Genomic DNA, 19,818 nt, shown 5'->3' on the forward strand with positions numbered 1-19,818 from the left:
CAGCGCTCCGGGGCCGCCGGGCTTTACGGCCCGGACCAGATCATGTCGGCGTGGCAGGCGGGGGAGCCCGTAGAGCCTGTGCGCCGCGCGAACGCACACACCAGGGGACGAGTACAGATGCGACGACCTGTCCAGGTCACGAGGAAGACGCTGATCACGATGGCGGCGGCGGGAGGTGTCCTCGCGCTCGGCGGCGGTTACGCGCAGGCGGACTCCGGCGCCTCCGGGCACGCCGCGAACTCGCCGGGCGTCCTGTCCGGGAACAACGTGCAGGCGCCGGTGGACGTACCGGTGAACGCCTGCGGCAACACCGTGACGGTGGTGGGGGGCCTCAACCCGGCCTTCGGGAACCGCTGCGCCAACGGGTCGCACGGGCCCGAGCACCCGGGCCACCCCGGCAACCCGGGTCAGCCCGGCAACCCCGGCAACCCGGACGACGGCGACGAGGACTGCGACGAGGACGAGCCGGGCCACCCCGGCCACCCCGGCGGCGAACACCCGGGCAACCCGGGTACCCCGGGCGGGCACACGCCGGGTGGCAACCCCGGTACGCCGGGCGGCCAGACGCCGGGCAACCCCGGTACGGGCACCCCGGGCGGCGGGCACCAGAACCCCGGCACCCCGGGCGGCCAGACCCCGGGCACCCCGGGCACGGGCACTCCGGGCCACCCGGGCACCGGCACCCCGGGTACCCCCGGCACGGGCACGCCCGGCGCGCCGGGCACCTCCACCGGCCCCGGCACCGGCGGTGGCACCACCCCGGTGGGCCACACCGCCCCGGCGCCGGGCGCGGCGCTCGCCGCCACCGGAGCCGGTGACGCCATGACGGCCGGCCTCCCGCTCGCGGGCGGCCTGCTGCTGGCCGGAGCCGTGCTCTACCGCCGGGCCCGCAACTCCGCCTGACGGACGCTCACGACGCGGGCCCCGGCCTCCGGGGCCCGCGTCGCCGCGTCCGCGCCCGGCGGGGCGCGGTCACGGCTCGAAGGTCACCAGGTCGCTCTGACCTGGCGGATGATCCGGCGGCGCAGCCGCGCGCGGCGGCTGCCGTCCCGGTACAGGGTCAGGCGGTCGAGCTCCCAATGCCCGTATTCCGCATGGTCGGTCAGCAGGCGGGTCGCCTCCTTGCGGGGGGTCCCGCGGGGCACGTACACGTCGACGAATTCGTATTCCGGCATCGCATCTATTGTGCGGGCACCGGCCCGCTACGGATAGCGTCTGCACTATGTCTGATGCCGCTCTGCCCACTGTTGCCGAGGTACGCGCCGCCGCCGAGGCGGTCAAGGCCGCTCTCGACCGTCACCTCGCCGCGGTCGAGAGCAGGATCGGGGACGAGGACCCGGCCGTCTACGCCGCCTTCAACGAACTCGCCGCCGCCGCCGAGGAGTACGACGAACTCCTCTACGACCGCTACGACGAGGTCACCCCCTTCGAGATCCCCACACCCGAGACCGGGGCCCGCTACACCGGCCCCGCCGAGCCCGCCGCCTTCAGCGTGCTCATCCGCCGCGACTACGCCGTCGTCGAACCGGCCCGGCTGATCGCCCAGGCCGAGCGCGTCGCCGCGCACGACCGCGACGCCGAACTCATCGACGACGGCGGGACCGGCGGTGCGCTCGGGGTGCTCTTCGGGGAGTACGAGGCCGACGAGATCGCCGCCCGCTCCAAGGAGTTCGGCCTGGAGGAGGGCGACTCCACCCTCTGGATCGCCGCCCTGGAGGAGGTCGCGGAGCCGGGGGACTGGCTGGGCGCGCCCTTCGGGCAGACCGATCCGCAGGACGTCCTGCACCGCTTCGACGTGAGCTCCGTCTTCGACGAGGACGCGGAGTACTTCGAGGACGACGAGGCCGACGAGGCCGACGAGAGCGCCGCCTCCTCCGGCCTGGCCCCGGCCTGAGCGGGCGCCGTGCCGCCCCCGCCCGTCGGGGCGCGGGCGGCACGGCGCTCACCGGACCGCTACGCCTGCTCCCGCTGCGCGGCCGTCAGGGCCCGCAGCAGGCCCGTGAGGCGGGTCGTACGGGGCTTCGGCGGGACCTGGGCCACCGCGTGGGCCAGGGCCTGGTCGACGCCGTGCACCACGGACAGGTGCCGCTCGGCCCGCCCGAACGCCGTGTACACCCAGTCCCGGGACAGCGCCTGCGCCGCGTCCCCGGGCAGGACGACGACCACGGCCGGCCAGCGCGCGCCGGCGGCCTGGTGCGCCGTCACCGCCCAGCCGTGCCGCACCCGCGACTCCACCCGGTCCTGCGGTACGACGATCCGCGCGCCGGCCGCCTCCAGGTGCAGCCCCTCGGCGTCGGCCGACACCACCCGGGCCGGCAGCGCGCGGCCCGGCGCGGGTACGTGGACCACCCGGTCGCCGGGGTCGAAACCGCCGAAGCGGCCGGGGCCGGGGTTCAGCCGCGCCTTGAGGGCGGCGTTCAGCGCGCGGGTCCCCGCCGCACCGCCGTGGCCGGGGGTGATGACCTGCACGGCCTCCGCCGGGATGCCGAAGGCGCGCGGCACCGAGTCGGCCACCAGCTGCACGGTGCGGTGCACGGCCTCGCCGGCGTCGCGCACCGGGACGATGACGACCTCCTTGCCGGGGGCGTCGACCTGGTTCAGCTCCCCGATCCCGATCCCCGAGACCAGCTCGCCGATCGGGCCCGGGTCCGGGGTCCGGGAGCTCACGTGGGGGAAGGCCCGGGCCGCCAGGACGTCGGCGAACACCCGCCCGGGCCCGGCCGAGCCGAGCACCCCGGGGTCCCCGGAGAGCACCAGCCGGGCCCCGTCCGGCACCGACTCCACCAGGGCCGCGGCCGTCTCCACGTCCAGCTGCGGGGCGTCCAGGACGACGAGCAGGTCCACCTCGAAGCGGCCGTCGGCGTCCCGGCCGGGCCCCCGCGCCCCCGAGAGCAGCTCCGCCACGGTGACGGCCCCCGGCGCGGGGGCGTGCGCGGCCAGGGCGGTGCGCAGGCCCAGCCCGCGTGCGGCCGTCAGCAGGGCCAGGGCCTCGGCGCGGGCCGCCTCACCGCCGGTGTGGGTGACCAGCCCGGCGCCCGCCACGGCCCGGACCAGGTCGGCGCCGGGGCCGGCGGCCGCCGCGGACCAGTCGGCGGGGCCGGTGAAGGTGGCCGCCAGCCGGGCCAGACCGTCGGCCAGGCTCTCCTCCGCCAGGGCGTGTTCCTCCAGGCCCACGAGGACGCGTACGGGCGGCTCCTCGTCCTCGGCGGCGGGCTCGCCCAGCGGCTCGTGGAACACCAGCACCGTGCCGTCGCCGATCGCCGCCTCCAGGGCTTCGGCGGGGGCCGGCACCCCGTACTGGGCCAGGGCCTTCTCCAGCACGGGGGCCTCCAGCGCGGTGTGCCCGCGCTCGGCGGCCTGGGCCAGCAGCCAGGCCAGCAGGGCGGCGCCCCGGCGCTCGTCGGCGGGGCCCGCCGCAGGGCCCAGCAGGGCCTGGGCGAAGCCGTCCGCCTGCGTCGGGCGCACCCCGGGGACGGCCAGCAGCCGCCAGGGGTCCTCGGCCAGCAGCTCGGCCGCGCCCGCCCCGAGGGCCTCGGCGGCCGGCCCGGCCAGGGCCTCCGGGGCCCCGCCGCGCCCCAGCACGGCCCGGACGGCGCCGACGTCGCCGACGGTCCGGGCGGGGGCGGGGGCCTGCGGGCGCGGCTGCGGGGGAGCGGGGGCCGCCCGGCGGGGGGCGGGCGGGGCCTCGTCGAAGGTGAGGGCGGGCGCCTTGGCCCCGCTCTCCACGGCCCGGACGGCGGCCAGCAGGTCGGCGGCCCGGCCGCTGAGCTTGCCGCCCGCGTCGACGGGGTGCTCCCGCTCGGCCTTGCGCCGCGCGATCCGCTCCCGCTCAACCCGCTGCGCGGCCAACTCGGCCTGCGCCTCACTGACCCCGGCCGTCACCCCTTCCTCGGCGTCCCCGGCCCCCGCCTCCGGCGCCGCGCCGGCCTCGGCCTCGGCGCCGGCTCCGGCGTCGCCGGCGTCGGTCCCGGGCGGCGGTTCCTGGGGTGCGGGTGCGCCGGAGGCCTCCGGATCCGTCCCGGGGGGCGTGGCCTCGGGGGTCGTCTCGGGGTCCGTGCTCACAGCGTGCTCCAGTCCTGGTCGGGGTAGCGGTGCACGGGCGCGGACACGTCGTCCAGCGCCCGGCGGATCTCCTCCGGAAGACTAAGGGCCTCCACCGACAGCGCCGCCGCGAGCTGCGCGGACGTCCGGGCGCCGACGATGGGGGCCGCGACCCCGGGCCGGTCGCGGACCCAGGCCAGGGCCACCTGGAGCGGGGTCACCGCCAGGCCCTGCGCGGCCGTGACCACCGCGTCCACGATCCGGCCCGCCGCCTCGTCCAGGTACGGCTCCACGAAGGCCGCCAGGGAGGCCGACGCGCCCCGGGAGTCCGCCGGGGTGCCCTCGCGGTACTTGGCGGTCAGGACGCCCCGGCCGAGCGGGGAGGAGGGGAGCAGGCCGACACCCAGGTCCAGGGCCGCCGGGAGGACCTCCCGTTCCACCCCGCGCTGGAGCAGGGAGTACTCCATCTGCGTCGAGGCCAGCCGGGTCCGTACGCCGGGGGCCGCCAGCTGCCAGGTCGCGGCCTTCGCCAGCTGCCAGCCGCTGAAGTTCGAGACCCCCGCGTAGCGGGCCCGTCCGCTGGTCACCGCCAGGTCCAGCGCCTGGAGGGTCTCCTCCAGCGGGGTCTCCGGGTCGAAGGCGTGGACCTGCCACAGGTCGACGTGGTCGGTGCCGAGGCGGTCCAGGGAGTCGTCCAGGGCCGCCAGCAGGTGTCCGCGCGAGCCGTTGAAGCGGCGGTCCGGGTCCGGGACGCTGCCCGCCTTGGTGGCGATGACCAGGTCCCTGCGCGGCACGAGGCCGCCCACCAGCCGCCCCAGGAGGTACTCCGACTCCCCGCCGCCGTACACGTCGGCCGTGTCGACCAGCGTGCCGCCCGCCTCCCAGAACGTCTTCAACTGCTCGGCGGCGGCTTCCTCGCCGGTGTCACGGCCCCAGGTCAGGGTGCCGAGGCCGATCCGGGAGACGCGCAGTCCGGTGCGGCCGAGATGCCTCTGCTCCATGACCGCTGAGACTACTGGGGCACTGCCGTGCGGCCGTCGGGCGCGCTAGAGTCCCTGCGCAGACGTACGTTACTGAACGGTAAACCGGCACATCGTAAGGGGACGACACATGCGGCTCGGCATCAATCTCGGCTACTGGGGTGCGGGCATGGACGCCGACAACCTCGCCGTCGCCCAGGAGGCCGACCGCCTCGGCTACGACGTGTGCTGGGCGGCGGAGGCCTACGGCTCCGACGCGGCGACCGTCCTGGCCTGGGTCGCCGCCCAGACCGAGCGGATCGACGTCGGCTCGGCCATCTTCCAGATCCCCGCCCGCCAGCCCGCGATGACGGCCATGACCGCCGCCACCCTGGACTCCCTCACCAAGGGCCGCTTCCGCCTGGGCCTCGGCGTCTCCGGCCCCCAGGTCTCCGAGGGCTGGTACGGCGTCAAGTTCGACAAGCCCCTCGCCCGGACCCGCGAGTACGTGGAGATCGTCCGCAAGGCCATGAGCCGCGAGCGCCTCAGCTACGAGGGCGAGCACTGGACCCTGCCGCTGCCCGGCGGCCCCGGCAAGCCGCTCAAGCTGACCGTGCACCCCGAGCGCCCCCACATCCCGCTCTACATCGCCGCCATCGGCCCCAAGAACCTGGAGCAGACCGGCGAGATCGCCGACGGCGCCCTGCTGATCTTCCCGGCCGCCGGGCACCTGGAGGAGACGGCCCTGCGCCACATCCGCGCGGGCCGCGCCAAGGCCGGGCTGACCATGGACGGCTTCGACGTCTGCCCGACCGTCCCGCTCGCCGTCGGCGAGGACGTGACCGCCCTCGCGGACATGTTCCGCCCCTACACCGCCCTGTACGTCGGCGGCATGGGCAGCCCCAAGCAGAACTTCTACAACCAGCTCGCGCAGCGGATGGGGTACGAGAAGGAGGCCGCCGAGATCCAGGCCAAGTACCTGGGCGGCGACAAGGACGGCGCGGCCGCCGCCGTCCCGCACTCGCTGATCGACTCCACCACCCTGCTCGGCTCCGTCGAGCGCATCGCGGACGGCATGCGGGCCTACGCCGAGGCCGGGGTCACCACCCTCACGCTCGCCCCGGCCGGGTTCACCCTGGAGGAGCGCCTCACCGCCCTGCGCGCCGGCACCGAGGCCATGGAACTCGCCGGCCTCGCCTGACGGACGGGCCTGGCGCGGCCCCCGAACGGGGCCCGCTCCGGCACCCGTCGGACGGAGTCCGACGCAACCGCCCGAAGCCCGCGAAGCGGCGCGAGGGCGGCGTCCAAAAGGAGTCAGCGGCCGTGGTGGGGGCTCGGGGGGTCTTCCCCGCCACGGCCGACACAGCGAACAACGCGCGGGCCGCCCCCGGGGTTACGCCTCGCGGTCCGGGCGGAGGTTTCGTTCATTCGGCCGAGTCCCGCGACCCCGCGGTTGCCCGCCCGCCCCATCCGCCTTTGACTCGTCCCATGCTCTCCGCACGCAGCCTGTTCCAGGAGATCGTCGACCACGACGACTCCTTCCAGCTGTTCTGCTCCATCGCCGCGAGCGGGGAGTCCCAGGGCGGCTGGGAGAACGCCAGGATCGCCGCCCTCGTCCCCGACGGCATGCGCGACCTCGCCCCCAAGATCACCCGGCACGGCGCCGACGAGGACAAGCACGGCCGGATCTTCCGCGCCCTGCTGAGCAGGCGCGGCCTGCCCGCCGTCCCCGTCCCGCCCGAGGCCGACTACACGATGCTGCTCGAACGCCGCGGCATCGGACTGGCCCACGACAAGCTGCGCCGCGAGGAGCCGCTGAGCGAGGAGGACGTCGTCGTCTACCTCGCGCACAGCCGGGTCACCGAACAGCGTGCCGCCGACCAGATGGTGATGCTCCTGCGCCACTTCGGCACCCACCCGGAGGTCGGCCGGGCCGTCAAGGTGATCAGCCGCGACGAGGACAACCACCTCGCCTACTGCCACGAGGAACTGCTCCGCCTGGCCCGGCGGGGACACGGCCGGACCATCCACCGCGTCCTGCGCGAGAGCGCCCTCGCCGAGATCGCCGTCTACCGGGACGTCAGCCTCGCCGTCATGGACCACATGGGCCGGCTGCTGCGCTGGCCCGCCCCCAAGGCGGCCGCGCTCGCCGCCGGCATCCGCGGGGTGTACGCGTACGAGCGCTTCAGCGGCTGGCACCGCATGGTCCGGCTGCGCCCGCCCGCGCGCACCGACCCGCTCGGCGGCCGGCCCGTCCCCGCGCCCGGCCCCGCCTGAACGCGGCGGCGCTCACAGCCAGCCGCGCCGCTTGAACATCCGGTGCAGGCCCAGGCACAGGCCGGCCATCAGCACCAGCACCGCCGGATAACCCCACCACTCCCGGAGCTCCGGCATGTGGTCGAAGTTCATCCCGTAGATCCCCGCCACCATCGTCGGCACGGCCGCCATGGCCGCCCAGGCGGAGATCTTGCGCATGTCGTCGTTCTGCCGGACCCCCATCTGCGCCAGGTGCGCGGCCAGCGCGTCCGACAGCAGCCGGTCCAGGCCCTCGATGTACTCGTTCGCCTTCGTCAGGTGGTCGGCGACGTCCCGGAAGAACGGGCGGGCGTGGTCGTGGACGAACGGCACGTTCCCGAAGGCGAGCCGGTCCATCGGCTGGAGCAGCGGGCTCGTCGCCCGGCGGAACTCCAGCACCTGCCGCTTGAACCCGTAGATCCGGGCCGCGGTGTTCTTGGTGTCCGCGGTCTGCGGGGCGAAGACCTCCGCCTCCAGCTCCTCCAGGTCCGCCTGGAGCTCGGCCGCCACCTCGATGTAGTGGTCCACCACCGCGTCGGAGACCGCGTACAGCACCGCCGTGGGCCCGTGCCGCAGCACCCCCGGCTCGTGCTCCAGCCGGCGGCGCACGGCGGCCAGCGCGGCCCCCTCGCCGTGCCGGACGGTCACCACGAACGAGTCGCCGATGAACAGCATCAGCTCGCCCGTGGTCACCCGGTCCGCGTCGTCGTCGTACATCACCGGCTTGAGGACGACGAACAGGGAGTCGTCGTACACCTCCAGCTTCGGCCGCTGGTGCGCGGTCAGCGCGTCCTCCACCGCCAGCTTGTGCAGCCCGAACTCATGGCTGACGTGGTCGAACTCCTCCTCCGTCGGCTCGTACATGCCGATCCACAGGAAGGCGTCACCGACCGAGCGGGCCTGGGCCAGGGCCTCCGAGAGGTCCCCCGGGGCCTCGGAGCGCCGGCCGTCCCGGTACATCGCGCAGTCCACAATCACGCGGGGCATTCTTCCCCCACCGCGCCCCGCCCGCACGTCGGCGGCACGGCTTAGGCTGCTCCCATGGCCACGCTGATCCTCGTACGACACGGGCGGTCCACCGCCAACACCGCAGGCTTGCTCGCCGGCTGGACCCCGGGGGTCTCCCTCGACGAGCGCGGCGCCGCGCAGGCAGCCGCGCTGCCCGGACGGCTCGACGGGGTGCCCCTCGCCGCCGCCGTGTGCAGCCCGCTCCAGCGCTGCCGGGAGACCCTGGCCCCCCTGCTGGACGCCCGCCCCGGCCTGCCCCTGCACACAGACGAGCGCATCGGCGAATGCCACTACGGCGACTGGTCGGGCCGCAAGCTCTCCGAACTCGCCGACGAACCCCTCATGAAGATCGTCCAGCAGCATCCCTCGGCCGCCGCCTTCCCCGGCGGCGAGTCCATGCGCGCCATGCAGAACCGGGCCGTGGACGCCGTACGCGAGTGGAACGCGCGGATCGAGGAGGAGCACGGCGCCGACGCCGTCTTCCTCATGTGCTCCCACGGCGACGTCATCAAGTCCGTCGTCGCCGACGCCCTCGGCATGCACCTCGACCTGTTCCAGCGGATCCACGTCGACCCCTGCTCGGTCACCGCGATCCGCTACACCCCCAGCCGCCCCTTCCTGCTGCGCCTGGGCGACACCGGCGACCTCGCCCCCCTCATCCCGGCCGCGGCGCCCCCCGCGGAGAACGCGGCCGAGGGCGGCGGCAACGCCGTCGTGGGGGGCGGCGCGGGCGCGGCCTGATCGGACGGCGCAGTAGGGTGGCAGGGCCAACCCAGTGCGCAGCCCTGCCCCCGCCCCAGACTTGGAGACCGGTCGTGCCCCGTCAGGTGTTCCTTTACGACCCGCCGGACCGCTTCGTGGCGGGCACCGTCGGTCTGCCTGGACGTCGCACCTTCTTCCTCCAGGCCTCCCAGGGCCCCCGCGTCACCAGCGTCTCCCTGGAGAAGACCCAGGTCGCCGCGCTCGCCGAGCGGATGGACGAACTGCTGGACGAGGTCGTCCGGCGGACCGGCGGCAACGCCCCCGTCCCGGCCGTCGCCTCCACCGAGGCCGCCGACACCGCACCGCTCGACGTGCCCGTCGAGGAGGAGTTCCGCGTCGGCACCATGGCGCTCGCCTGGGACGGCGAACAGCAGCGGATGATCGTCGAGGCCCAGGCGCTCGTCGAGCTGGACGCCGACTCCGAGGAGGACCTCGCCGAGGCCGAGGAACGGCTCCTCCAGGACGAGGAGAACGGCCCGCCCATGCTGCGCGTACGGCTCTCCGGCGCCCAGGCCCGGGCCTTCGCCAAGCGCGCCCTGGACGTGGTCAACGCCGGCCGCCCGCCGTGCCCGCTGTGCAGCCTCCCCCTGGACCCCGAGGGGCACGTGTGCCCCCGCCAGAACGGGTACCGGCGCCAGGCGTGAGCGCCGTGACCCCGATAGAGGAGCTGCTCACCCGCGGTGAGCTCACCGTCCGCGGCCGGATCGCCGAGGCGTCCAACGCCGTCCTGCTGTGCACCGTCGCCTACGAGGGCCGCAGCGCGGAGTGCGTCTACAAGCCCGTCAAGGGCGAACGGCCGCTGTGGGACTTCCCCGACGGCAACCTCGCCCGGCGCGAGCGCGCCGCCTACCTGGTCTCCGAGGCCACCGGCTGGGGGCTCGTGCCCACGACCGTGCTGCGCGACGGCCCGTACGGAGAGGGCATGGTGCAGCACTGGATCGACGCCGGAGAGGCGCCGGAGGCGGAGCTGCTCGCGCTGGTGGAGGGCGAGGAGGCCGGGGAGGGCTGGAAGCCGGTGGCGTTCGCCGAGGTCGGCGAGGGCCGCACCGCCCTGCTCGTCCACGCCGACGACCCCCGCCTGCGCCGGCTCGCCGTCCTCGACGCCGTGATCAACAACGGCGACCGCAAGGGCGGCCACCTGCTCCCCGCGCCCGACGGCCGGCTCTACGGGATCGACCACGGTGTGACCTTCCACTCGCAGGACAAGCTGCGGACCCTGCTCTGGGGCTGGGCGGGGGAGCCCCTGACCGACGAGGCGCGGACCGTGCTGACCTCCCTGGAGGCCCAGCTGGCCGAGGACGCCCCGCTCGCCACCCGGCTGGCCGAACTGATCACCCCGGCCGAGCTGGCCGCCGTACGGGCCCGCGTGGCGCTGCTGCGGAGCAGCGGGACCCACCCGAAGCCCTCCGGGCAGTGGCCGGCGATCCCCTGGCCGCCCGTCTGAGCTGGGCGGTCGCCCGGACGAGCGGGACGCACAGATCCAGCCGGAACGCAAGGGTGTCGATCAAGCCAACAGTGCTGCTCCCATTCGTTTCCGGAACAGTCGTCCGGTTAGGCTCGAAGCATGCATGCCTGGCCCGCTTCTGAGGTCCCCGCCCTGCCCGGCAAGGGCCGCGACCTCCAGATCCACGACACCGCGACGCGGGGGACGGTCACCCTCGACCCCGGTCCCGTCGCCCGCCTCTACGTCTGCGGAATCACGCCGTACGACGCGACCCACATCGGTCACGCGGCGACCTACAACGCGTTCGACCTCGTGCAGCGCGTGTGGCTCGACAACAAGCGCCAGGTCCACTACGTCCAGAACGTCACGGACGTGGACGATCCGCTCCTGGAGCGGGCGCTGCGCGACGGACACGACTGGACCGAGCTCGCGGAGCGCGAGACGGCGCTCTTCCGCGAGGACATGACCGCCCTGCGGATGCTGCCCCCGCAGCACTACATCGGCGCCGTCGAGGCCATACCCGGCATCGTGCCGCTGGTCGAACGGCTGCGTGACGCGGGCGCCGCGTACGAGCTCGAGGGCGACATCTACTTCTCGGTGGAGTCCGACCCGCACTTCGGCGGGGTCTCCCACCTCGACGCCCAGGCGATGCGGCTGCTGTCCGCGGAGCGCGGCGGCGACCCGGACCGCCCGGGGAAGAAGAACCCCCTGGACCCAATGCTGTGGATGGCCGCCCGCCCGGGCGACCCGAGCTGGGACGGCGCCTCGCTGGGGCGCGGCCGTCCGGGCTGGCACATCGAGTGCGTGGCCATCGCCCTGGAACACCTGGGCATGGGCTTCGACGTCCAGGGCGGCGGCTCCGACCTCGCCTTCCCGCACCACGAGATGGGCGCCTCGCACGCCCACGCGCTGACGGGCGAGTTCCCGATGGCCAAGGCGTACGTCCACGCGGGCATGGTCGCCCTGCACGGCGAGAAGATGTCGAAGTCCAAGGGCAACCTGGTCTTCGTCTCCGCCCTGCGGCGTGCCGGCGTGGACCCGGCCGCCATCCGCCTGGCGCTGCTGTCGCACCACTACCGGGCGGACTGGGAGTGGACGGACGCCGTCCTCGCCGAGGCGGAGGCGCGCCTGGCGCGCTGGCGCGCGGCCGTGTCCCGGCCGGACGGGGTTCCGGCCGACGCCCTGGTGGAGGAGGTCCGCGAGGCCCTGGCCAACGACCTGGACGCGCCGGCCGCCCTCGCGGCGGTGGACCGCTGGGTCGAGCGGCAGCTCGCCTCCGACGAGACGGACGAGACGGCCCCCGGCCTGGTCTCCCGCACGGTCGACGCCCTCCTGGGCGTGGCCCTGTAGTTCCGAGGGGCGGGGCGGGGTCCGGCTACCGCTGCGCGGAGCTGGTCCCCGCCCCGCCCTTTCTCCGTATCCCGGGGCGGAGCCCCGGAGAACGGGATCTAGCCCTCGGGGGAGTCGTCCCCCGGTTCCTCCGGTGTCGGAGGTTCCTCCGCCGGAGGCTCCGGCTTGCGCTTCGGGGCGCGCGGCCCACCGGAGGTGTCCCGCAGGTACGACCCGTCGGAGGGGTCGGCGGCCGACGGGTCCCGCCGCCTCAGGTACCGCTCGAACTCCCGCGCGATCGCGTCTCCCGACGCCTCCGGCAGGTCGGCCGTGTCCCGCGCCTCCTCCAGCGTCTGGACGTACTCCGCCACCTCGCTGTCCTCGGCGGCCAGTTGGTCCACCCCCAGCTGCCACGCCCGCGCGTCCTCCGGCAGTTCCCCGAGCGGGATCCGGATGTCGATCAGGTCCTCGAGCCGGTTCAGCAGCGCCAGCGTCGCCTTCGGGTTAGGCGGCTGCGACACGTAGTGCGGCACCGCCGCCCACAGCGACACCGCCGGGACGCCCGCGTGGGTGCAGGCCTCCTGGAGCACGCCCACGATCCCCGTCGGGCCCTCGTACTTGGTCTCCTCCAGGTCCATGGTCCGCGCCAGGTCCGGGTCGGACGTCACCCCGCTGACCGGCACCGGCCGGGTGTGCGGGGTGTCGCCGAGGAGCGCGCCCAGGATGACGACCATCTCCACGCCCAGCTCGTGCGCGAAGCCGAGCAGCTCGTTGCAGAACGACCGCCACCGCATGGACGGTTCGATGCCCCGCACCAGCACCAGGTCGCGCGGCTTGGCGCCGCCGATCCGGACCACCGACAGCCGGGTCGTCGGCCAGGTGATCTTCCTGACCCCGTGCTCCAGGAACACCGTCGGCCGGTTGACCTGGAAGTCGTAGTAGTCCTCGGCGTCGAGCGCCGCGAAGACCTCGCCCTTCCACTCCCGGTCCAGGTGCGCCACCGCACCGGAGGCGGCGTCACCCGCGTCGTTCCAGCCCTCGAACGCGGCCACCATGACCGGGTCGATCAGCTCGGGCACGCCCTCAAGCTCGATCACCCAGGTCTCCTTCCGAAGTTCCTTGTGTACGTGGGAAAGCCTAAGCCTTGTGGGGTCGGCGGCCACAGCCCACGACAGAGGGGCGGTTCCCCTCGGAACCGCCCCTCTTCCCCACCTGCGTACGAGCTATGCCTTGCGGGCCAGCATCTCCTCGACGCGGGCCCGTACGGACTCGTCGTCCAGGCCGCGGATCGTCACCGTCGTACGGCGGCGCAGCACGTCGTCCGCGGTCTCGGCCCACTCGTGGTCACGGGCGTAGGCGACCTGCGCCCAGATCTCCGGGCCGTCCGGGTGGATGCGCTCGGCCAGCGCCGGGTCCTCGTTCGCCAGGCGGGCGATGTCGAAGGCCAGGGAGCCGTAGTGCGACGCCAGGTGGCGCGCGGTGAGCGGGTCCATCCGGGCGCCGGGCTCACGGTCGACCAGCAGGCGGTGCGCGACGGCGTTCGGGTTGGCGACGCCGGGCAGCGGGACGCGGCGCACGAGGGACTTCACCGGCTCCATGTCCTCGGTCAGCGGGCTGCCGGGGAGCTTGGCGAGCTTGTCCATGACCACGCGGCCGATGTGGCGGTACGTGGTCCACTTGCCGCCGGCGACGGACAGCATGCCGCCCGCGCCCTCGGAGACGACCGTCTCGCGCTTGGCCTTCTCGACGCCGCCGGGGCCGCCCGGCAGGACGCGCAGGCCGGCGAAGGCGTACGTCATCAGGGAGCGGTCGAGGTCGGCGTCCTTCACGGAGAAGGCGGCCTCGTCGAGGATCTGCTGGATGTCGGCCTCGGTGGCGCGCACGTCCGCCGGGTCGCCCTCGTAGACCTCGTCCGTGGTGCCGAGCAGGAGCTGGTCCTCCCACGGCAGGGCGAAGGTGATGCGGTACTTGTCGATCGGGGTGGCCATGGCGGCCTTCCACGGCGACTTGCGCTTCATGACGATGTGCGCGCCCTTGGAGAGGCGGATCGACGGCAGCGCGTGCTTGTCTTCCATGCGCCGCAGGTGGTCCACCCACGGGCCGGTGGCGTTGAGCACGACGCGGGCGTCGACGCCGAACTCGGTGCCGTCGAGGCGGTCCTTGAGCTCGGCACCCGAGACCCGGCCGCGCGTCATGCGCAGGCCGGTGACCTCGGCGTGGTTGAGGACGACGGCACCCGACTCGACGGCCGCGCGGACCGTCATCACGGCCACGCGGGAGTCGTTCATCTGGTGGTCGTAGTAGACCGCGACGGCCTTGAGGTTGTCGGTCTTCAGACCGGGGTTGTCGGCGACGGCACGGGCCGGGGATATGACCTTGCCCATGCCGTCGCCGAAGGCCGAGAGGGCGGAGTAGGCGAAGACGCCCGCGCCCAGCTTGGCCGCACCCACCGGGCCGCCCTTGTAGACCGGCAGGTAGAACGTGAGCGGGTTCACCAGGTGCGGGGCCACGTCCTTGGCCAGCACCCGCCGCTCGTGGTGGTTCTCGGCCACCAGCTTGACCGCGCCGGTCTGCAGGTAGCGCAGACCGCCGTGGACCAGCTTCGAGGAGGCGGAGGAGGTGGCGCCGGCGAAGTCGCCGGCGTCCACCATGGCCACCCGCAGACCCGACTGCGCGGCGTGCCAGGCCACCGAGGTGCCCAGGATTCCACCGCCGATGACCAGCAGGTCGTACGTGGCCTTGGCCAGCTGCTCACGGGTCTCGGCGCGGCTCGCCACACGGGATGCACGCAGCGAGCCGGCGGTCGGGTGCGTTCCCAGTGCGGGGACGCTCTGCAGGGTGCTCATGTCTCTTCAGCTCCTCGTCGATTCGACAGCTGGTGCGTCAGCTGGCGTCTTCGTCGTCGATCCAGCCCATGGACCGCTCGACGGCCTTGAGCCAGTTCTTGTACTCGCGGTCCCGCTGGTCGGCGGGCATCCGCGGGGTCCACTCCGCCGCGCGGCGCCAGTTGGCGCGCAGGGCGTCGGTGTCCGGCCAGAAGCCGACGGCCAGGCCGGCGGCGTAGGCGGCGCCGAGGCAGGTCGTCTCGGCGACCATGGGACGGACCACGGGGGCGTCCAGGAAGTCCGAGAGCGTCTGCATCAGCAGGTTGTTGGAGGTCATACCACCGTCGACCTTGAGGGCCGCCAGCTCGACGCCGGAGTCCTTCGTCATGGCGTCGGTGATCTCGCGGGTCTGCCAGGCGGTGGCCTCGAGGACGGCACGGGCGATGTGCGCCTTGGTGACGTACCGGGTGAGGCCGGCGATCACACCGCGGGCGTCGGAGCGCCAGTACGGGGCGAACAGGCCGGAGAAGGCCGGTACGAAGTAGGCGCCGCCGTTGTCCTCGACGGAGGAGGCCAGGGTCTCGATCTCGGCCGCGGACTTGATCAGGCCCATCTGGTCGCGCATCCACTGGACGAGCGAGCCGGTGACGGCGATGGAGCCCTCCAGGGCGTAGACCGGCTTCTGGTCGCCGATCTGGTAGCCGACCGTGGTCAGCAGGCCGCTGTAGGAGTTGATGATCTTGTCGCCGGTGTTCATCAGCATGAACGTTCCGGTGCCGTAGGTGGACTTGGCCTCGCCCTCGGCGAAGCAGGTCTGGCCGAAGAGGGCGGCCTGCTGGTCACCGAGCGCCGAGGCGACCGGGACGCCGGCGAGGACGCCGTCCTTGACGTGGCCGTAGACCTCGGCGGAGGACTTGATCTCGGGGAGCACGTTGAGCGGGACGCCCATCGACTCCGCGATCTTCTCGTCCCACGCCAGGGTGTGCAGGTTCATCAGCATGGTGCGCGAGGCGTTGGTGACGTCCGTGACGTGCGCACCGCCCTGGGCACCGCCGGTGAGGTTCCAGATGACCCAGGAGTCCATGGTGCCGAAGAGGATGTCCCCGGCCTCGGCGCGCTCGCGCAGGCCCTCGACGTTGTCGAGCAGCCAGCGGACCTTCGGGCCGGCGAAGTAGCTCGCCAGCGGCAGGCCGGTCTCGCGGCGGAAACGGTCCTGGCCGACGTTGCGGCCGAGCTCCTTGCAGAGGGCGTCGGTGCGGGTGTCCTGCCAGACCAGCGCGTTGTGCACCGGCTCGCCGGTGTTCTTGTCCCACAGGACGGTGGTCTCGCGCTGGTTGGTGATGCCGACGGCCTTGACGTCGGCGGCGGTGATCTCCGCCTTGGCGATGGCGCCGGCGACGACCTCCTGGACGTTGGTCCAGATCTCGGTGGCGTCGTGCTCGACCCAGCCCGGCTTCGGGAAGATCTGCTCGTGCTCCTTCTGGTCGACGGCGACGATGCGGCCGTCGCGGTCGAAGACGATGCAGCGGGAGGAGGTGGTGCCCTGGTCGATCGCGGCGATGAAGGGGCCGGTGCTGCTGGTCATGATGGCTGCTCCTGGCAGATCTGTTGAGTAGGCGGAATCAGGAGGGCGGTGCGGATCTTACGAACGCGGCCGAAGCTGATCAGGCGAACGCGATGTTGTACAGACCGCCGGCGAGCAGGGCACCGACGAGCGGGCCGGCCACCGGGATCCAGGAGTAGCCCCAGTCGGAGCCGCCCTTGTTGGGCAGCGGGAGCAGGGCGTGGACGATGCGGGGACCGAGGTCGCGGACCGGGTTGATGGCGTAGCCGGTCGGGCCGCCGAGCGAGAGGCCGATGCCGACGACGACGAAGGAGGTGATCAGGACGCCGATGACGCCGAGGCCCTTGCCGTCGTCCTGGAGGCCCTGGGTGAGGATCGCGAGGACGAGGACGAAGGTGCCGATGATCTCGGTGGCCATGTTCTGGACCACGTTGCGGATCTCGGGGCCGGTGGAGAAGATCCCGAGCACCGGGCCGGCGACGTCGTGCGGGTGCGGATCCTCCGGGCCGAGCTTGGCGTCCTTGATGTTCTCCGGGTCCGCCAGGTGCGCGGCGAACTGTCCGTAGTAGGTGACCCACATCAGGACCGCGCCGAGCATGGCGCCGAGCAGCTGGCCCGCGAAGTAGACGGGGACGTCGCCCCACTCGCCGGTCTTCACGGCTATGCCGACGGTGACCGCCGGGTTGAGGTGGGCGCCGGAGAGCGGCGCGGAGACGTAGGCGGCGATCAGGACGGCGAAGCCCCACCCGAAGGTGATCGCGAGCCAGCCCGCGCCGCGGGCCTTGGAGCTCTTGAGCGTGAGGGCGGCGCACACGCCGCCGCCGAGCAGAGTGAGCAGGGCGGTACCGATGGTCTCGCCGATGAAGATGTCGGAGCTGGACACCCGCGACTCCTTTGTCTTACGTCCAGGGGTGGGCGGACACCGGGTCCCTCCGGTCGTCCGCACACTCGGTGAGTGCTTCACCGGTCCATGGCCTCGCCCATAGCCTAACGCGTATTGCCGGTAGGTGTTCGACAATGCCGACCGATGAACGGCAGTTTTCCGCCTGGGTTCAGAACGCGTCAAGGCCTGACCAGGTCAAAGAACCGGATCGTTACCACTCGGTACGATCGCCCAAATCCGGCCAATGGGCGGTCCGGAAACGAAAAGGTCCACCCGAATGGCGCCGAAAGCCGCCAAAGGGTGGACCGAAGGGGATCAGGTCAAGCTCAGAACCGGCCTGCTCCGAGATCGCGCGAAACCGACCGTGCGCAGTCCCGTACGGAGGCCACCAGCGCCGGACGCGGCTCCCCGGACTCCCCGCAGACCCGCTCCACGGCGCCCGCGACGGCCACCGCGCCGACCGGCATCCTGCGCCGGTCGTGGATGGGCGCCGCCACCGAGGCGATGCCCTCCCAGGTCTCCTCGACGTCGGCCGCCCAGCCGCGCGCCCGGGTCAGGTCCAGGACCTCCTCGAACCCCGCCGCGTCGGTCACCGTGCGCGGCGTGAAGGCCTCCCGCTCCCCGTCCAGGGCCTCCGTGTGCGCCACCGGGTCGTAGGCCGACAGCACCTTGCCCAGGGCCGTGGAGTGCAGCGGCTGCATGGCCCCCACCTCCAGCACTTGACGGCTGTCGTCCGGCCGGAACACGTGGTGCATGATCAGCACCCCGCTCTGGTGCAGCACGCCGACGTACACGCTCTCGCCGCTCGCCCGGGCCAGGTCGTCCGTCCACACCAGCGCACGGGCGCGCAGCTCGTGCACGTCCAGGTAGCTGTTGCCCAGCCGCAGCAGCTCGGCGCCCAGCTGGTAGCGCCCGGAGGCCGGGTCCTGCTCCACGAAGCCCTCGGCCTGCAGCGTGCGCAGGATCCCGTGCGCCGTGCCCTTGGCCAGGCCCAGGGCGGACGCGACGTCCGAGAGACCCAGCCGGCGCTCCCCGCCGGCCAGGAGCCGCAGCATCGCAGCGGCTCGTTCGAGCGACTGGATGTTCCGTGCCATCGCGCAGCCTCCTGCTGACGTAGTTCGACCATGCCGAACACTATCGGTCGATGCCGACCTTGTGCATGGTTGGGTGTTTCCCGGTGCGCCGCCGGCCAGGGCACCTTTCCGTGTGACTCCCGCGCACAGAATGCAGTCCGCCACGTGGGACGCCCTCACCGGGGCGGGGGCCGCGCGGTTACGCTGACGGCGTGCACCCCTGACACAGCGGGGGTGCAAAGCCGACAGCCGTCGCATCCCAGGGAGCTCAACCATGGCCTCGTTGCCGAACCCGCCCGCTGACACCCAGACCCGGGCCGATGCCCTCCGAGAGGCGCTCGCGACCCGCGTGGTCGTCGCCGACGGAGCCATGGGAACCATGCTCCAGGCCCAGGACCCCACCCTGGAAGACTTCCAGCAGCTCGAAGGCTGCAACGAGGTCCTGAACGTCACGCGCCCCGACATCGTCCGCTCGGTCCACGAGGCCTACTTCGCCGTGGGCGTCGACTGCGTCGAGACCAACACCTTCGGCGCGAACTACGCGGCCCTCGCCGAGTACGACATCCCCGAACGCAACTTCGAGCTGTCCGAGTCCGGCGCGCGCATCGCCCGCCAGGTCGCCGACGAGTTCACCGCCTCCACCGGACAGCAGCGCTGGGTGCTCGGCTCCATGGGCCCCGGCACCAAGCTGCCCACCCTGGGCCACATCACCTACGCCCAGATCCGCGACGCCTACCAGGTCAACGCCGAGGGCCTGATCTCCGGCGGCGCCGACGCGCTGCTCGTCGAGACCACCCAGGACCTCCTCCAGACCAAGTCCTCCATCATCGGCGCCCGCCGCGCCATGGACGCCCTCGGCGTCAGCGTCCCGCTGATCTGCTCCGTCACCGTCGAGACCACCGGCACGATGCTGCTGGGCTCCGAGATCGGTGCGGCGCTGACGGCGCTGGAGCCGCTGGGCATCGACATGATCGGCCTGAACTGCGCCACCGGCCCCGCCGAGATGAGCGAGCACCTGCGCTACCTGGCGCGCAACGCCCGTATCCCGCTCTCCTGCATGCCGAACGCGGGTCTGCCGGTGCTGACGAAGCAGGGCGCGCACTACCCCCTGTCGGCCGTCGAGCTGGCCGACGCGCAGGAGACCTTCGTCCGCGAGTACGGGCTGTCGCTGGTCGGCGGCTGCTGCGGAACCACCCCCGAGCACCTGCGGCAGGTCGTGGAGCGGGTCCGCGGCACCGCGATCACCCCCCGCGACCCCCAGCCCGAGCCCGGCGCCGCCTCGCTGTACCAGACGGTGCCGTTCCGGCAGGACACCTCGTACATGGCGATCGGTGAGCGGACGAACGCGAACGGGTCGAAGAAGTTCCGTGAGGCGATGCTGGAGGCGCGCTGGGACGACTGTGTGGAGATGGCGCGGGACCAGATCCGTGAGGGTGCGCACATGCTGGATCTGTGCGTGGACTATGTGGGTCGTGACGGTGTGGCCGACATGCGTGAGCTGGCGGGCCGTTTCGCGACGGCCTCGACTCTGCCCATCGTTCTGGACTCGACCGAGGTCCCGGTGATCCAGGCGGGTCTGGAGAAGCTGGGTGGGCGTGCGGTCATCAACTCGGTGAACTACGAGGACGGTGATGG

Annotated in this window: 18 protein-coding genes; 9 read left to right on the plus strand and 9 right to left on the minus strand. The window is 73.2% G+C overall.

From position 1 onward, the window contains the following. Window positions 1–117: 117 nt before the first annotated feature. Window positions 118–903 (plus strand): chaplin, encoded by a 786-nt coding sequence (locus tag ABT403_RS28175; RefSeq protein ID WP_344169130.1) that lies wholly within the window; start codon window positions 118–120, stop codon window positions 901–903. Between the two features lie 83 nt (window positions 904–986). Here ABT403_RS28175 and ABT403_RS28180 read toward each other — a convergent pair whose 3' ends face one another. Then, on the minus strand, window positions 987–1,175 hold the full coding sequence (locus tag ABT403_RS28180; protein WP_045950166.1) for a DUF5703 family protein: 189 nt from the start codon (window positions 1,173–1,175) through the stop codon (window positions 987–989). 47 nt (window positions 1,176–1,222) lie between these two features. On the opposite strand from ABT403_RS28180, the gene ABT403_RS28185 reads away from it, so the two are divergent. Further along, window positions 1,223–1,894, plus strand: a complete 672-nt coding sequence (locus ABT403_RS28185; protein WP_344169134.1) for a hypothetical protein — start codon at window positions 1,223–1,225, stop codon at window positions 1,892–1,894. A 59-nt stretch (window positions 1,895–1,953) separates the two neighbouring features. Here the strand turns inward: ABT403_RS28185 and ABT403_RS28190 are convergent, their stop codons facing one another. Both ABT403_RS28190 and ABT403_RS28195 read right to left on the minus strand, forming a co-directional pair. Further along, window positions 1,954–4,062, minus strand: a complete 2,109-nt coding sequence (locus tag ABT403_RS28190) for a helix-hairpin-helix domain-containing protein (RefSeq protein WP_344169137.1) — start codon at window positions 4,060–4,062, stop codon at window positions 1,954–1,956. Continuing rightward, window positions 4,059–5,042: an aldo/keto reductase gene (locus ABT403_RS28195; protein ID WP_344169140.1), complete on the minus strand. Its 984-nt coding sequence runs from the start codon at window positions 5,040–5,042 to the stop codon at window positions 4,059–4,061. Before ABT403_RS28195 ends, ABT403_RS28190 begins: the two co-directional genes overlap by 4 nt. A gap of 109 nt (window positions 5,043–5,151) precedes the next feature. Here ABT403_RS28195 and ABT403_RS28200 point away from each other — a divergent pair, with 109 nt between their 5' ends. Beyond that, on the plus strand, window positions 5,152–6,201 hold the full coding sequence (locus tag ABT403_RS28200; RefSeq protein ID WP_344169143.1) for an LLM class F420-dependent oxidoreductase: 1,050 nt from the start codon (window positions 5,152–5,154) through the stop codon (window positions 6,199–6,201). Window positions 6,202–6,488: 287 nt separating this feature from the next. Continuing rightward, entirely contained in the window at window positions 6,489–7,277 is a 789-nt protein-coding gene (locus ABT403_RS28205) for a ferritin-like domain-containing protein (protein ID WP_344169146.1), read from the plus strand. 12 nt (window positions 7,278–7,289) lie between these two features. Here ABT403_RS28205 and corA read toward each other — a convergent pair whose 3' ends face one another. Beyond that, a complete protein-coding gene (gene corA / locus ABT403_RS28210) occupies window positions 7,290–8,282 on the minus strand; it encodes a magnesium/cobalt transporter CorA (RefSeq protein ID WP_344169149.1) in 993 nt (330 codons plus the stop codon). Window positions 8,283–8,336: 54 nt separating this feature from the next. Here corA and ABT403_RS28215 point away from each other — a divergent pair, with 54 nt between their 5' ends. The 4 genes from ABT403_RS28215 (at window position 8,337) to mshC (ending at window position 11,859) form a co-directional block, all read left to right on the plus strand. Further along, entirely contained in the window at window positions 8,337–9,044 is a 708-nt protein-coding gene (locus ABT403_RS28215) for a histidine phosphatase family protein (protein WP_344169152.1), read from the plus strand. Between the two features lie 74 nt (window positions 9,045–9,118). Beyond that, window positions 9,119–9,709, plus strand: coding sequence for a DUF3090 domain-containing protein (locus tag ABT403_RS28220; protein ID WP_344169155.1), 591 nt, complete (start codon window positions 9,119–9,121; stop codon window positions 9,707–9,709). Window positions 9,710–9,714: 5 nt separating this feature from the next. Further along, window positions 9,715–10,509, plus strand: coding sequence for an SCO1664 family protein (locus ABT403_RS28225; protein ID WP_344169158.1), 795 nt, complete (start codon window positions 9,715–9,717; stop codon window positions 10,507–10,509). Window positions 10,510–10,629: 120 nt separating this feature from the next. Beyond that, entirely contained in the window at window positions 10,630–11,859 is a 1,230-nt protein-coding gene (gene mshC / locus ABT403_RS28230; RefSeq protein WP_344169161.1) for a cysteine--1-D-myo-inosityl 2-amino-2-deoxy-alpha-D-glucopyranoside ligase, read from the plus strand. A gap of 98 nt (window positions 11,860–11,957) precedes the next feature. Here mshC and ABT403_RS28235 read toward each other — a convergent pair whose 3' ends face one another. From ABT403_RS28235 to ABT403_RS28255, 5 genes are all read right to left on the minus strand, one after another. Then, on the minus strand, window positions 11,958–12,935 hold the full coding sequence (locus ABT403_RS28235) for a PAC2 family protein (protein ID WP_344169164.1): 978 nt from the start codon (window positions 12,933–12,935) through the stop codon (window positions 11,958–11,960). Window positions 12,936–13,061: 126 nt separating this feature from the next. Then, complete coding sequence (locus tag ABT403_RS28240; protein WP_344169167.1) at window positions 13,062–14,684, minus strand: glycerol-3-phosphate dehydrogenase/oxidase; 1,623 nt, start codon at window positions 14,682–14,684, stop codon at window positions 13,062–13,064. A 37-nt stretch (window positions 14,685–14,721) separates the two neighbouring features. Beyond that, a complete protein-coding gene (gene glpK / locus ABT403_RS28245) occupies window positions 14,722–16,248 on the minus strand; it encodes a glycerol kinase GlpK (protein ID WP_344169170.1) in 1,527 nt (508 codons plus the stop codon). 79 nt (window positions 16,249–16,327) lie between these two features. Next, window positions 16,328–17,110 carry an MIP/aquaporin family protein gene (locus ABT403_RS28250; RefSeq protein WP_344169173.1) on the minus strand — a complete coding sequence of 261 codons (783 nt, stop codon included), beginning with the start codon at window positions 17,108–17,110 and terminating at the stop codon, window positions 16,328–16,330. Between the two features lie 326 nt (window positions 17,111–17,436). Then, window positions 17,437–18,204, minus strand: a complete 768-nt coding sequence (locus ABT403_RS28255; protein ID WP_344169176.1) for an IclR family transcriptional regulator — start codon at window positions 18,202–18,204, stop codon at window positions 17,437–17,439. A gap of 253 nt (window positions 18,205–18,457) precedes the next feature. On the opposite strand from ABT403_RS28255, the gene ABT403_RS28260 reads away from it, so the two are divergent. Beyond that, window positions 18,458–19,818: homocysteine S-methyltransferase family protein (locus ABT403_RS28260; protein WP_351650125.1), on the plus strand; the 1,361-nt coding region annotated here is incomplete at its 3' end.

Source organism: Streptomyces sp. NPDC000075, from assembly GCF_040301925.1.
Lineage (GTDB): Bacteria > Actinomycetota > Actinomycetes > Streptomycetales > Streptomycetaceae > Streptomyces > Streptomyces polychromogenes.

Bases quoted from the DNA above. Each gene is read 5' to 3' on its own strand.
- ABT403_RS28175 (WP_344169130.1), top strand. From the start codon at position 118: ATGCGACGACCTGTCCAGGTCACGAGGAAGACGCTGATCACGATGGCG.
- ABT403_RS28180 (WP_045950166.1), bottom strand. From the start codon at position 1,175: ATGCCGGAATACGAATTCGTCGACGTGTACGTGCCCCGCGGGACCCCC.
- ABT403_RS28185 (WP_344169134.1), top strand. From the start codon at position 1,223: ATGTCTGATGCCGCTCTGCCCACTGTTGCCGAGGTACGCGCCGCCGCC.
- ABT403_RS28195 (WP_344169140.1), bottom strand. From the start codon at position 5,042: ATGGAGCAGAGGCATCTCGGCCGCACCGGACTGCGCGTCTCCCGGATC.
- ABT403_RS28200 (WP_344169143.1), top strand. From the start codon at position 5,152: ATGCGGCTCGGCATCAATCTCGGCTACTGGGGTGCGGGCATGGACGCC.
- ABT403_RS28205 (WP_344169146.1), top strand. From the start codon at position 6,489: ATGCTCTCCGCACGCAGCCTGTTCCAGGAGATCGTCGACCACGACGAC.
- corA (WP_344169149.1), bottom strand. From the start codon at position 8,282: ATGCCCCGCGTGATTGTGGACTGCGCGATGTACCGGGACGGCCGGCGC.
- ABT403_RS28215 (WP_344169152.1), top strand. From the start codon at position 8,337: ATGGCCACGCTGATCCTCGTACGACACGGGCGGTCCACCGCCAACACC.
- mshC (WP_344169161.1), top strand. From the start codon at position 10,630: ATGCATGCCTGGCCCGCTTCTGAGGTCCCCGCCCTGCCCGGCAAGGGC.
- ABT403_RS28240 (WP_344169167.1), bottom strand. From the start codon at position 14,684: ATGAGCACCCTGCAGAGCGTCCCCGCACTGGGAACGCACCCGACCGCC.
- glpK (WP_344169170.1), bottom strand. From the start codon at position 16,248: ATGACCAGCAGCACCGGCCCCTTCATCGCCGCGATCGACCAGGGCACC.
- ABT403_RS28255 (WP_344169176.1), bottom strand. From the start codon at position 18,204: ATGGCACGGAACATCCAGTCGCTCGAACGAGCCGCTGCGATGCTGCGG.